This window comes from Mycobacterium sp. pR1184, assembly GCF_041287235.1.
GTDB lineage: Bacteria > Actinomycetota > Actinomycetes > Mycobacteriales > Mycobacteriaceae > Mycobacterium.
In genome coordinates this window covers 22,023-34,795 of sequence record NZ_JBGGKR010000004.1, presented here as the reverse complement: position 1 = coordinate 34,795, position 12,773 = coordinate 22,023, and the positions used below count along the sequence as shown (strand labels likewise).

The following is a 12,773-nucleotide window of genomic DNA, read 5'->3' as shown; positions in this document are numbered from 1 at the left end:
ACGGTTGGTCGGCCGCTGTTGCGAACGGCTCGGATTCACGCGTTGGTACCCCTTCGACGAAACAACAAACTGGCTACTGCCGGTTCTAGGGCGATGTCTGTCCACCGGTCAGTTGGATATGCATTCTGGTTCACTAGCTTAAACATTAAATTACTTAACGACTGAGCGCATCCCCCACGATACGGGTTTGATCGGCTTTAAGCCGGGTACCTGCAGCGACACCGTAAAGACACGCACGACCGTGCGTTATCAGCACAGGAAAAAGTCCTCAACATCGATCTTGAGGCGTCTACACCAACCCACAAGAGGAGCCTCCGGTGAGTGTTTCCGACGTAGTCGCGCTGCCTTTCCGATTGGGATCCGCGGTCCGCGGTCGCCGGTTTTTTCATCCCGCCGGGGTGCTGGCCAAAGGCCACGCGCAGCGGATAGCACCCGCCCAGTGTGGTCTGCCGCTCCCGTCGGGTGACGTTGTTGTTCGCTGGTCCAAGGCGGTGGGTACACCCGGGTCTTTACCCGATTTCATCGGCTTGGCCATCCGCATCGCCGGCGCGGAACCGCGCGCGGGACTGTGGGACATCTTGCTGGTCTCGGCGGGATCCGGAGTAGTCACGCGTGCGGTGGCGTTGCGGCCGGTGGCCTCCTGGACGGGGCAAACGATGACCACTCTGATGCCGCTGCGCTATCGGGGAAGGCCCTGGTGGTTGCGCGCCCGCACCGATAGCGAGATCGGAGGCACCGGCCTGTCCCTCGCCGATGTTGCCGGCCAGATCGAGTCCGGTGGCATCGATGTCAGCCTTGACCAGGCCGTTGGAAGAGGTGATTTCACACCGTTGGCGCGGCTGCATGTGTCGGATCTCGTCGACGCGGGGCGCGCGGATGTCTCGTTCGATCCCGTCCTCAATAGCGCGGCCGGCGTGACGCTGTATCCGGGCTGGCTCGCCGATCTTCGTGGCCGGTCCTACCAGCGCAGCCGCGAGGGCAGGTTGTCCGGGCTGTTCGCAGCACGCCGCGAGTCCTAACCTTGCCTAGCTTGACGACCGAGCAGATGGCGTAGGGCGCCGTCCAGCTCCGGTTGGCGGAAGCGGTGCCCGGCGCGGTCCAGCTTTTCCGGAGCGACCCGCTGATTGGCCAGGGCGAGTTCCCGGGCTCCCTGCTCGCCGAGCAAGATTCGCGGCCCCAGCGGTGGAACCGGCAGCACAGCGGGCCGCCGTAGCACGTGGGCCAGCGTGCGGGTGTACTCGCTGTTGCGAACCGGCTGTGGCGCAACAGCATTCACCGGACCAGATAGCGAGCTGTCCCACAGTGCCCGGTGATAAATGTCGATCAGGTCGTCAATCCCTATCCAGGACAACCACTGCCGGCCATTGCCGAGCCGGCCACCGAGGCCGGCGCTGAACAGCGGTCGCATCAACTTCATCGTGCCGCCGCGGGGCGATTGCACGATGCCGGTGCGCACTTGCACCACCCGCACCCCGGCCTGTGCGGCCGGCGCAGTCGCGTCCTCCCAGTCCGCGACGACGTCGGCCAGAAATCCGTCGCCGCGCTCGCTTGCCTCGGTGAGGTTCTCGTCGCCGCGGTCGTACCCGTAGTAGCCGATGGCCGAAGCCGAGATCAGCATCGGGGGGTCGGCGGCGGTGCGTGCCACCAGTTCGGCCAGCCGACGGGTTGGGCCAATCCTGCTGTCGTGCACCACTTTCCGGTGTTCTTCGGTGAACCGGCCGGCGATCGACGCGCCGGCCAGATGGATCACCGCGCCGACCCCGGTCAGCAGATCCGGGTCGGGGTCGTCGGGATTCCACTGTCGCTCGTCGTGGCCACGTGCGGGGTGGCGAACCAGTCGGATGACGCGATGTCCTCCGGTGCTCAGGAACGCCGAAAGCGCCGACCCGACCAGTCCTGACGACCCGGTGACCGCGACGGTCAGCGGTTTGAGCCCGTGCTCGGCCGCCAGCCGATGGGCCGCCAAATCGTCGGCCAGCTGGCGGTGCCGATAGATGAACATGGGCCGCAACGCGGCGGCAGGCACCGGGGTCTGGACGCGGTCGATCACCTCGGTCCGGTTGTCGCCGACGTCTTCGAATTCGTGAATGTGACGCCACCGTACGGCGACGCGGGCGGGCAGCGAGGCCAACCCGTCGCTGCCGATGGTGTCGACGAAGCGCCGGGGCGGGTCGTAGCCGTCGGCCTGGTGCTGGGCCACCCAGCGCAGCCCACCCGGTAGGGCGAGTTCGGCCCGCCCGTCTTCGAGTGAGGCCGCCTCGGTGACCAATCGCATCGGCGACCACGGAGGCGACAGTCGCTCGAAGGCGCCCGGGCGTGCGTACCAGGCGAACACGTCCTCGCGCGGCGCATCCACCACGCTTGAATATTCGAGTCCCATCGTTCGATTCTTACCCGATGACGACAAAGGAATGCCTTGCGCCGTCGTGGGTAACTCAGACGGCATGAGTATTAACGGCGCACTGCGGTCCCTGCTGGACACCGCTCTCGACCGGTCGATCGTCGGAGGCTATACCCGCGTCGGCTATCAACTGCGCAGCCGGGGATGGCCCGACGACCCACCGCCGCACGCGCTGAAGGGGAAAACGGCGCTCGTCACCGGGGCCAACCGGGGCATCGGCAAGGCGATTGCGGCGGGCCTGGCGGGGTTGGGAGCGAGCGTGCTGTTGACGGTGCGCGACGAGACGAGCGGTGAGCTGGCCCGCAAAGAGATCGTCGACGCCAACCCCGAGGCCGACGTGCAGGTGGAGGTGTGCGACGTCGCCGACCTCTGCGCGGTGCGTGCCTTCGCGGCTGAGTTGTCCGCCCGGGTATGGGAATTGGATGTGCTGGTCCACAACGCCGGGGTGTTGCCGCCGGAGCGGGCCGAGACCGCCGATCGGCACGAGGTCACCCTGGCCACCCACGTGCTGGGGCCGGTGCTGTTGACCGAGCGCTTGCTGCCAGTGCTGCGCGGCGCCGAGAACCCGCGGGTGATCTTCATGTCCTCGGGCGGGATGTACACGCAGTCGCTGCCCGCCGACGACCCGGAGTACTTCGACGAGCCGTACAGCGGGGTCACCGCGTATGCGCGGACCAAGCGCATGCAGGTGGCGTTGACGCCGATCCTGTCCCGCCACTGGGCCGACGACGGCGTCCGCGTCTACGCGATGCACCCCGGGTGGGCCGATACTCCCGGGGTGGCTACCTCGCTTCCCGGTTTCCGGGTGCTCACCGGTCCACTGCTGCGCACTCCCGAACAGGGAGCCGACACCGCGATCTGGCTGGCCGCTACCGAACCGCCGCCGCCCTGCGGCGGTTTCTGGCACGACCGCCGGCCCCGCCCGGAGCACTACCTACCGTTGACCAGACACGGTGAGCGTGAGCGCGAACGCCTTTGGCGCTATTGCGCCCATTCGATCGGCTTCGACAATGCGTGAGGCTCAGCGGTCGGGCAGCGCGTGTTCGGTGATCGGCAGCCGGGGCAGCTGCTGACGCTCGCCGCGCTTGGCCGCCATGTACACCTGCGTGGTTTGCGCGGCGACCGTGCGCCAATCGAAGTCTGAGGTGAGCCGCTCGCGGGCGGCGCGGGCGCGCTGCTGCGCGGCGTCCGGATCGTCGAGCACCGCGCGCACCGCCGCGGCCAGTGCGGCCACGTCGCGCGGCGGGCACGACACTCCGGTCTGTCCGTTGATCACCGCTTCGCCCAGGCCGCCGATGTTGGAGGTCACCAAGGGAGTGCCGGCCGCGGCGGCCTCCAAGGCGACGAGCCCGAACGGCTCGTAATGGCTGGGGAACACCGCGGCGTCGGCCCGGTGCAGGGCCGCCAACAGTTCGTCGTGGTGCAGGTGCCCGACGAAGCGAGTTGCCTTGAGTACCCGGTGTTTACGGGCCTGCTCGACGAGCCAGTCCTGCTGGGTTCCGTCGCCCGCGATGGTCAGCGTGGTGCCTGGATTGGTGCGCCTGATCCGCGGCAGCGCGGCGATCAGGTCGTGCACACCCTTCTCGTACTCCAGCCGCCCGACGTAGAGGAGTTCGGCGGGCCCGGTGCGGGGGCGCCGCGGTGCGAACGGCCAGCGCGCCGCGGCGATTCCGTTGGGGATCACGGTGGTTTCGGCCAGGCCTGGTCCGAACAGTTCGGTGATCTCATCGCTCATCGACGCCGAACATGTGATCAGCGAATCGGATTCACGCACCAGCCACGATTCGACCGCGTGCACCTGACGGCTGATCGCTCCGGATACCCAGCCCGAATGTCTGCCGGCCTCGGTCGCGTGGATCGTGGAAACCATTGGTACGTCGTAGTATTGGGCGAGCGTGATGGCAGGATGGGCAACCAGCCAATCGTGGGCATGCACGACGTCGGGACGCCACGATCGCTCGGCGCCCGGCTTTTTAAGCGCGAGCCCGGCGCGGATCATCGCGTGCCCCATCGCCAGGGTCCAGGCCATCATGTCTGTGCCGAAACTGAATTCGTGTGGATCCTGGGCGGCGGCGATCACCCGCACGCCCTCGCTGATCTCGTCAGAGGACGGGTGCGTGCTGGGGTCGGTGCCGGTCGGGCGGCGCGACAGCACCACCACGTCGTGGCCGGCGGCGGCCAGCGCGGTCGACAGGTGATGCACGTGACGGCCCAGACCGCCGATCACGACCGGCGGGTACTCCCAGGACACCATCAGCACCTTCATGCCCAGCCCCCTCGTCGCCGAGACTGCGCCGGCGGCGTGTATTTGGCGCCGAAGCACACCGTGGCCGCAGTTTCGCCGCCACCGCTGCAGACTCGACGCCGGGCTTTCATCGCGGCAGCCTTCGGGCATCCAGGGCGCCGAACAGGCCGTCGGCCCGGTTCCACCCGTCGGCCAGCCGCTGCGCGGTGTCGCGGCGGCCCGAGGCCAGCGCCCCGGCGATCTCGCGGGTGGCGTGCGCGTGCAGATGGGCACGATAGCGGGCGTAGTCGGCGGCCGAGTCCTTGCTGACCATGAACGGCCAGTCGCTGGACACCGTTAGCAGCGTCTCCCGCAGGATCTGGTCGGCGACGCGGTCCCGCGGGGTCGGGCCGTCGCAGTTCTGCGACAGCGCCTTGTCGACGGTGCTCAGCGCGGTGTCGACAACCTCGGTGTTGAGCTGGACCAGGTCGGACACCTTCTCGCCGGCCCACACCTGCCAGTCCTTACCCGAGCCCCACGAACTGGGCGGCAGCGCCACCGACTCGCCGACGAATCCACCGTCCAGCGCATCGGACAGCGTGCCGACCCGCACCCCGGCGGCGGGCAGTGCCCGCAGCACCCGGGCCAGCCACGTCGGGCCTTCGTACCACCAGTGGCCGAACAGTTCGGTGTCGAAGGCGGCGATGACGTGAGCCGGGCGCCGGATGCGTTCGGACTCGGTGCGTAGCCGGTTGCGCACGACGTCGACGAAGTCGTCGACATGAACGTCGACCGCGCGGTCGGCGCGCTCGGGGTCATACGGCGCCTTGGCGTCCGAGGACACGTTGCGCCCGGTGACCCGCGCCGGCTTGAGGCCCGTCAGGTGGTCGTAGGTGTGGAAGTCGCGGTAGGCGGCGTGGCCGGGGTAGCCGGATTTCGGCGACCACACCCGGTAGCTGACCTGCAGGTCGCGCCCGAACGCCACGACATTGGTGTCGCCGACGGGTCGTCCCAGCGCGGTGTCGCCGTGCAGCGAGGGACCGTCGACCATGAAGTGGGTGACTCCCGCGCCGGCGTAGTCGTGTTCCATGCCCGGGGCGTAGGCGCACTCCGGCGCCCAGATGCCGCCGGGGCGGTATGCCAGTCGTTGCTGCGCGTCGGCGAGGCCCTCGCGCAACGCGAATTCACGCAGCCGCGGGGCGAGCAGCGGCTGGAAGGGGTGGGCCAGCGGGCCGCCGAGCAACTCCACCGTCCCGGCGTCGATCAGGCTGCGCAGTAGCGGGCTGCCGCCGTGCTGCCACAGCGTGGCGAAATCGTCGAGCGCCCGGTCCGCCTCCGCGCACTCGCGAATCCCGAACTCCCGCAACGCTTCCGGTGTGCAGGATTGGTAGCCGGCCGATTTCGACTTAGGGATCGACCGCACGCTCGCGGCCTCGGCCGCCCGCAGCCTCCAGTTCGCCAGCCAGTGATGCATGCCGTCGAGGCAGTACGGGTCGTCGAGCTGTGCGTTGACCACCGGGGTGACGCCGAGAGTGACCAACCGGTGGCGGTCCTCGTCGGCCAGGGTGCGCAGCACGCGCAGCAGCGGCAGGTAAGCGGCGGCCCACGATTGGTAGAGCCATTCCTCGCCGACCGGCCAGCGGCCGTGGTGGGCCAGCCACGGCAGGTGCGTATGCAGCACCAGGGTGAACATGCCGGGCACCGGTGTCGTGGAATTGCTCACGGCCGCACCGCAATCGCGACCAGATCCATGCTGGTGTCGATGTCCCGGTCGCGCGCGTCGACCAGGTCGAAGTCGTCGGCGGTGACCGCGGCGACGTCGGCGGCCAGCTGGGGTGGCCACGGCGCGTCCGCGACGGCCCGCGCGATCTGCGCGTCGATGATCGAGCCGCCGTGGCGGGCGTCCATCTCGCGCAGCCGCGGGCCGTGGAACAGGCCGCTGACCGCCACCTGAGTGAACCCCGCGTCCACCAGCAGCTCGGTCAGCTCGTCGGCGTTCAACTCCCTGGTGTGAAACGGGTTGATCGGAGTATCGCGGCCGGGGGAGAAGGTGATGCGGTTGGGCGTCGACATCATCAGCAGCCCGGACGGCCGCAGCACCCGCGCGCATTCCCTGACGAATTGAGCCTGGTCCCACAGGTGCTCGATGACCTGGAAATTGACCACGACGTCCACCGATGCGTCCGGCAACGGCAGCTCGGCCAGGTTGGCCTGCAGCACCTCCACCCTGGGGTAGCGGCTGCGCACGTGAGCCACCGCGGCCTCGTCGTAGTCCACCGCGATCACCCGGCGGGCGACGTCGGCGATCAAATCCGCGCCGTAACCTTCGCCACATCCGGCCTCGAGCACGTCACGGCCCACACAGTGGGTAGCCAGCCGTTGATACACCACTTGATGGCGGCGGAACCAATAGTTCTCGATGTCCAGGTCAGGAATCGTGCGCTCGCCGGTCAGCGTCAGCACCGCCGGATTAGCAGGTAAGACCTCCGGCGCCGTGCCGGCGGGCGGGTGCTGGGGGACGTCGGGGACGAATGCGCTCATTGCATAGGGAGGCTAACGCGAAGTGCCCGATTCGCGAACCGCTGCGCGGGTAGGCCCCGGTCGCGAGAGGAGGCGGGCCTGCAAGAACCCGCAGTACGACCCGCTATGGTGTGAGGGCAGGCCGCACAAAGTTACCCAGTAGTAACACCCATGTGCGTTGCGAAACACGTACTGAAAGTCTCGTTGCTGACTGCCGCGGGACTCCTTCGAGGAGGACGAACCACACTCATGACGAACATCGTGGTCCTGATCAAGCAGGTCCCTGACACCTGGTCGGAACGCAAGCTGAGCGACGGCGATTTCACGCTGGATCGAGAGGCCGCCGACGCCGTGCTGGACGAGATCAACGAGCGCGCCGTCGAAGAGGCCCTGCAGATCCGCGAGCGTGAGGGCGGTGAGGGTTCGGTGACGGTGTTGACCGCCGGGCCCGAGCGCGCCACCGAGGCGATCCGCAAGGCGCTGTCCATGGGCGCCGACAAGGCCGTGCACCTCAAGGACGACGGCCTGCACGGATCGGACGTGATCCAGACCGGGTGGGCGCTGGCGCGCGCGCTGGGCACCATCGAGGGCACCGAGCTGGTCATCGCCGGTAACGAGGCCACCGACGGTACGGGCGGCGCGGTGCCGGCGGTCATCGCCGAATACCTGGGCCTGCCGCAGCTGACCCACCTGCGCAAGCTGTCCATCGAGGGCGACAAGGTCACCGGAGAGCGCGAGACCGACGACGGCGTCTTCACGCTGGAGGCCACGCTGCCCGCGGTGGTCAGCGTCACCGAGAAGATCAACGAACCGCGCTTCCCGTCCTTCAAGGGCATCATGGCCGCCAAGAAGAAAGAGGTCACGGTGCTGACCCTGGCCGAGATCGGCGTGGAGAGCGACGAGGTCGGGCTGGCCAACGCCGGGTCCACCGTGCTGTCCTCGACGCCCAAGCCCCCCAAGACCGCGGGTGAGAAGGTCACCGACGAGGGCGAGGGCGGCAACGACATCGCCAAGTACCTGGTCGGCCAGAAGATCATCTAAGACGAGCACCCACCCAAGACACGAGAAGAGCGAGATAACCCATGGCTGAAGTTCTGGTGCTCGTTGAGCACGCCGAAGGTGCGGTAAAGAAAGTCACCGCCGAATTGATCACCGCCGCCCGCGCGCTGGGCGAGCCGTCCGCCGTCGTCGTCGGTGCGCCGGGCACCGCCGCGCCGCTGGCCGACGGGCTCAAGGAGGCCGGCGCCGCCAAGATCTACGTCGCCGAGTCCGACGACGTGGACAAGTACCTGATCACCCCGGTCGTCGACGTGCTGGCCTCGTTGGTCGAATCCGCTTCTCCGGCAGCGGTTTTGCTCGCCGCCAACGCCGACGGCAAGGAGATCGCCGGCCGGCTCGCGGCCCGGCTCGGGTCTGGCCTGCTGGTCGACGTCGTCGAGGTCAAGGAAGGCAACAAGGCCACCTACTCCATCTTCGGTGGCGCGTTCACCGTCGAGGCGCAGGCCAACGGCGACACCCCGATCATCACCGTCCGTGCCGGTGCGGTCGACGCCGAGCCCCAGGCCGGCGCCGGCGAAGAGGTCAAGGTCGAGGTCCCGGCGCCCGCCGAGAACGCCACCAAGGTCACCTCGCGTGAGCCCGCCGTCGCCGGTGACCGCCCGGAGCTGACCGAGGCCACCATCGTGGTCTCCGGTGGCCGCGGCGTCGGCAGCGCGGAGAACTTCGAGGTCGTCGAGAAGCTGGCCGACTCGCTGGGCGCGGCCGTCGGCGCGTCGCGTGCTGCCGTCGACTCCGGCTACTACCCGGGCCAGTTCCAGGTGGGCCAGACGGGTAAGACGGTGTCGCCGCAGCTGTACATCGCGCTGGGCATCTCGGGTGCCATCCAGCACCGCGCGGGCATGCAGACCTCCAAGACGATCGTCGCGGTCAACAAGGACGAAGAGGCCCCGATCTTCGAGATCGCCGACTACGGCGTGGTGGGCGACCTGTTCAAGGTTGCGCCGCAGCTGACCGACGCGATCAAGACCCGCAAGGGCTGATCTCCGCTTAACGCAAAAGCCCCCGCGCGCACGTCGCGTCGGGGGCTTTTGCGTTGGCGGACCACCCGATGGGTCGCCTAGTCGGCTACCGCTGCGATGTTGGCGTTGACCCACTCGACGACCTCGCCCACCGTGTCCAGCGGTGTCTCGGGGTCCTTGAGCCGCATCTTGAGGTGAGTTTCCAGCGTTGCGACGAGTTCCATCTTGCGGGGCGAGTCGTAGCCCAGGTCGTCGACGAGATGCGAGTCGCCGGTGACCGGAGCCATCCGGTCCGGCGCCAGCCGGGTGACGATCGACACGACGGAATCATTGACGCTACTCACAGTGCTGCGACCTCCCCTGAGACCTCTCCGAACATTTCCTTGGCCGCGACGTGGCGGATCTTGCCCGACGGCGTCTTCGGAACCCTGCCCTTGCCGACCAGAAGCACCGTCGGGCTCAATCCCGTTGCGCTGCGGACCTTTCGGCCGATCTGGCGGCGAATCTCGTGCGCGGCTTCGCCCGGATCCTGCTGGACCGTCTCGGCGACGATCCGGATCTCCTCGCGCTGATCGGCGAGCGTGACCCCGAACGCGACGACCCCACCGCGCCTGACGCCGTCGACCGAGGCGGCCAGTCGCTCGATGTCGGAAGGAAAGATGTTGCGGCCGGCGACGATGATGACGTTCTTGCGGCGCCCGCACACCACGATCTCGCCGTCCTCGGTGAGATAGCCGAGGTCGCCGGTGTAGAACCAGCCGTACCCATCGACGGCGGCCACCTCGCCCTGTGCCGTCAGGTAGTGCCGCGTCACCGCGTCGCCCCGAATGGCGACCTCGCCCAGGTGCCGCGCCGGGCGGGTGCCCCGGTCCTCGTCGGCGATGCGGACCTCGATCCCGGACATCGGACGGCCCAGCAGGACGACTTCCTTCTTGGGCGCCCCGCAGACGCAGCCGGTGACCGCGCGGCCGTGGTTCGCCAGCTCGTCGGCGCACACGTTCTCGACGGTCAGCGGTCGATCCACCTGAGAGAACGACACCGCGACCGTTGCCTCAGCCAGGCCGTAGGCCGCGCCGATCGCCGAAACCCGCATCCCGAACCGCGCGGCCTGTTGGGCGAACTCGTACATCGTGACCGGGTCGATGGGTTCGGCACCGGAGACCACGCAGCGCAGCGTGCTCAGGTCGTAGGCGCCGTCGCTGACCGCCCGCAGCCGGCGGCTGACGATCGAATACGCGAAGTTGGGTGCCGCGGTGACGGTGGCTCGCTGCTCGGTGAGGATTTGCAGCCAGGCCAGCGGTGACTTCACGAACTCGGTGGGCGGTATGTACACCGCCGCGTTGCCCGCGAACATCGGCGAAAGCAGATACGCGATCAGGCCCATGTCGTGCGAGAGCGGAAGCCAGCTCATCGTGACGTCCACACTCGCGTCGATGCGGACTTCGGCCACCATGGCGGCGATGTCGGCGTACAGGTTGCCGTGCGTGATCGCGACGGCCTTGGGATCCCCGGTCGACCCCGAGGTGAGCTGGTAGATGGCGACGTCGTCCTCGCCGGTTGGCTCCTCGACCGCATCGGCCCCGACCCACGTGTCGGGCACCTCGATGACCCGGTATCCCGAGGCCCGCAGGGCGTCCGCGACGGCGACGAACGGCCGCCCCACCAGGACGCAGTGCGCGTCGAGCAGGCGCAGCGCGCGCAGGGTTCCCTCGTGCCACTCGCCGAGGTCGGCTTGCGACGTGGGTTGCTGCAGCATCGTCATCGCCGCACCCAGTTTCCAGATGCCCTGGACGACGGGGGCGACATCTTCGGCGTGGGCTGCCAGCACCCCTACCCTGGCGCCGCGCCTGACTCCCTCGGCGGCCAGCCGGCCCGCGACCTTGCCCGCCGACCGATGGATGTCGTGCCAGCTCGCGAAATGCAGATCGCCGGGAGTGCCAAAGCGAAGGCCCGACGGGGAATCCGCGGCCACCTTCGCGAGTCGGTCAGTAAACCTGCTCATAGCCGTGCGTTGTCCTCACTAAAGAATGGATTCGTAAATAGCTGCGCACCAACAACATTGAAGAAAAGTCCGTTAATCGTCATTGGCATTGAGCACGGCCGAGGCGATGACGTCGACGGCGCGGTCGATCTGCGCCGGCGAGTGTGTGGCGCAAACGCAGCAGCGCATCAGGGCGTCGTTCTCACCGACCGCGGGTGCGACCGCCAGCGAGCAGAAGACGCCGTTGTCGAATGCGTCATTCCAGGCCGCGATCGCGCGCGCTTCCGAACCGATCCACACCGATACATGCGGGGCCACCACGTGGGAGCCGTCGGCACGAACGATTCCCGCCCGCACCTGCAGACCGTGGGACACCAAGCCGTCGCGCAGGGCGCGGGCGTTGGCCAGAACCGCTTCGGCGCGCTGGGATCCCTCGAGACTGCGAATGATGTCAATGCCGGCGATGCTGGCCGCCATCGCCGCCGGCGCCCCGGTGGCGGTGAACATGTGCTGGCTGGAACGTAATCGGAGCACATCGACCAGGTCGCGCGAGCCGACGATGAATCCACCGGTGGAGGCGATCGCCTTCGACATACTGCCCATCAACACGTCGACGTCTTTGGCGCAACCGTATTCTTCGGCGATCCCGGTTCGGTTGGGCCCGAAGACGCCGAGGCTGTGCGCCTCGTCGACGTAGAGGGCGACGTGGTATTTGTTGGCCAGCGCGACAATGCTTTCCATCGGCGCCACGTCGCCCTGCATCGAGTAGAGGCCGTCGACCACTATCAACTTGGTGCCGCCGCGCTCGGCCGTGCGGATCAGGTTGCGTTCCAGCGAATCCAGGTCGTTGTGCGCGAAGTACCGCGAGCTGGCACCTGAGAGCCGGATGCCGTCGTGCAGCGACATGTGGGCCTCGCTATCGGGAAACGCGAGATCGGCCGCGCCCAATAGGGCAGTGATGGCACCAACATTGGCCAAGTAGCCGCTGTTGAAGACCAGCGCCGCTTCGGTGCCGTACCAGTCGGCCAACAATTCTTCGAGCTCGACCTTGACCCGCAGCGTCCCGCAGTGCGGAGGCGCGCCCCCACAGGCCGGCCCATACAATTCGGTCGCCCGATTGGCCGCCTCGACCAATCGCCGATCGCCGCACAAGCCCAGAGAATTGTTCGACCCGAACATGATTCGAGTCTTTCCTTCGATGACCGACGTCGGACCGGGAGCGGATTCGACGCTCCTGAAAAACGGCAGTCGGTTGCACGCGGCGTAGTAGCGCAGGCTGGTCAGTCGGCTGTCTTCTTGTGCCCGCGCTTGGATATTCAGCTTCGAGGTCTGCAGCACGCCTACATCAAACATGGCGCTTTGCACTCCGGCATCCGATTCGCTCTAAATTGGCGAGCACGTTAATAGCGGCCAACATGCGAGTGTTTATTGCGTTGCCGCTCTTACGAATACGCGGACAAATCCGCCTGGCGGGATTGTGTTTACGCTATCTCAGGCGCATTGCGTACGGTGGGTGTCAGCGTTACGTACGCCACACTTCACCGTCGGCACACATTTCGTCATCTTGCGTGCACCAACACGTCATAGCGCCGATGCCGATTCGCTCCTCGATTACGCCACGTTGTTTCC

The 12,773-nt window shown here is 67.6% G+C and carries 11 protein-coding genes; 4 read left to right on the top strand and 7 right to left on the bottom strand.

The window, feature by feature from the left end; translation table 11 throughout:
• Positions 1-317 precede the first annotated feature (317 nt).
• Positions 318-1,019: a phosphodiesterase gene (locus ACAG21_RS08400; RefSeq protein WP_370495534.1), complete on the top strand. Its 702-nt coding sequence runs from the start codon at positions 318-320 to the stop codon at positions 1,017-1,019.
• Here ACAG21_RS08400 and ACAG21_RS08395 read toward each other — a convergent pair.
• A complete protein-coding gene (locus ACAG21_RS08395; RefSeq protein ID WP_370495532.1) occupies positions 1,016-2,380 on the bottom strand; it encodes a TIGR01777 family oxidoreductase in 1,365 nt (454 codons plus the stop codon). The genes ACAG21_RS08400 and ACAG21_RS08395 overlap by 4 nt on opposite strands.
• Positions 2,381-2,444: 64 nt before the next feature.
• On the opposite strand from ACAG21_RS08395, the gene ACAG21_RS08390 reads away from it, so the two are divergent.
• Entirely contained in the window at positions 2,445-3,419 is a 975-nt protein-coding gene (locus tag ACAG21_RS08390; protein WP_370495531.1) for an SDR family NAD(P)-dependent oxidoreductase, read from the top strand.
• 3 nt (positions 3,420-3,422) lie between these two features.
• Here ACAG21_RS08390 and ACAG21_RS08385 read toward each other — a convergent pair whose 3' ends face one another.
• The 3 genes from ACAG21_RS08385 to ACAG21_RS08375 form a co-directional block, all read right to left on the bottom strand.
• Positions 3,423-4,667, bottom strand: a complete 1,245-nt coding sequence (locus tag ACAG21_RS08385; protein ID WP_370495530.1) for a glycosyltransferase family 4 protein — start codon at positions 4,665-4,667, stop codon at positions 3,423-3,425.
• A gap of 106 nt (positions 4,668-4,773) precedes the next feature.
• Complete coding sequence (locus tag ACAG21_RS08380) at positions 4,774-6,318, bottom strand: 1,4-alpha-glucan branching protein domain-containing protein (protein WP_370495885.1); 1,545 nt, start codon at positions 6,316-6,318, stop codon at positions 4,774-4,776.
• Between the two features lie 26 nt (positions 6,319-6,344).
• The gene (locus ACAG21_RS08375) at positions 6,345-7,166 is read right to left on the bottom strand and encodes a class I SAM-dependent methyltransferase (RefSeq protein WP_370495529.1); all 822 of its coding nucleotides are present in this window, start codon (positions 7,164-7,166) and stop codon (positions 6,345-6,347) included.
• Positions 7,167-7,394: 228 nt separating this feature from the next.
• Here ACAG21_RS08375 and ACAG21_RS08370 point away from each other — a divergent pair, with 228 nt between their 5' ends.
• Positions 7,395-8,186, top strand: coding sequence for an electron transfer flavoprotein subunit beta/FixA family protein (locus ACAG21_RS08370; protein WP_096285892.1), 792 nt, complete (start codon positions 7,395-7,397; stop codon positions 8,184-8,186).
• Between the two features lie 41 nt (positions 8,187-8,227).
• A complete protein-coding gene (locus ACAG21_RS08365) occupies positions 8,228-9,184 on the top strand; it encodes an electron transfer flavoprotein subunit alpha/FixB family protein (RefSeq protein ID WP_370495528.1) in 957 nt (318 codons plus the stop codon).
• 77 nt (positions 9,185-9,261) lie between these two features.
• On the opposite strand, the gene ACAG21_RS08360 is transcribed toward ACAG21_RS08365, so the two are convergent.
• The 3 genes from ACAG21_RS08360 to ACAG21_RS08350 form a co-directional block, all read right to left on the bottom strand.
• Positions 9,262-9,507, bottom strand: a complete 246-nt coding sequence (locus ACAG21_RS08360; RefSeq protein ID WP_370495527.1) for an acyl carrier protein — start codon at positions 9,505-9,507, stop codon at positions 9,262-9,264.
• Positions 9,504-11,165: a fatty acyl-AMP ligase gene (locus tag ACAG21_RS08355; protein ID WP_370495526.1), complete on the bottom strand. Its 1,662-nt coding sequence runs from the start codon at positions 11,163-11,165 to the stop codon at positions 9,504-9,506. The genes ACAG21_RS08360 and ACAG21_RS08355 overlap by 4 nt, the downstream gene beginning before the upstream one ends.
• A 72-nt stretch (positions 11,166-11,237) precedes the next feature.
• Positions 11,238-12,497 (bottom strand): aminotransferase class I/II-fold pyridoxal phosphate-dependent enzyme, encoded by a 1,260-nt coding sequence (locus ACAG21_RS08350; protein ID WP_370495525.1) that lies wholly within the window; start codon positions 12,495-12,497, stop codon positions 11,238-11,240.
• Positions 12,498-12,773: the final 276 nt, after the last annotated feature.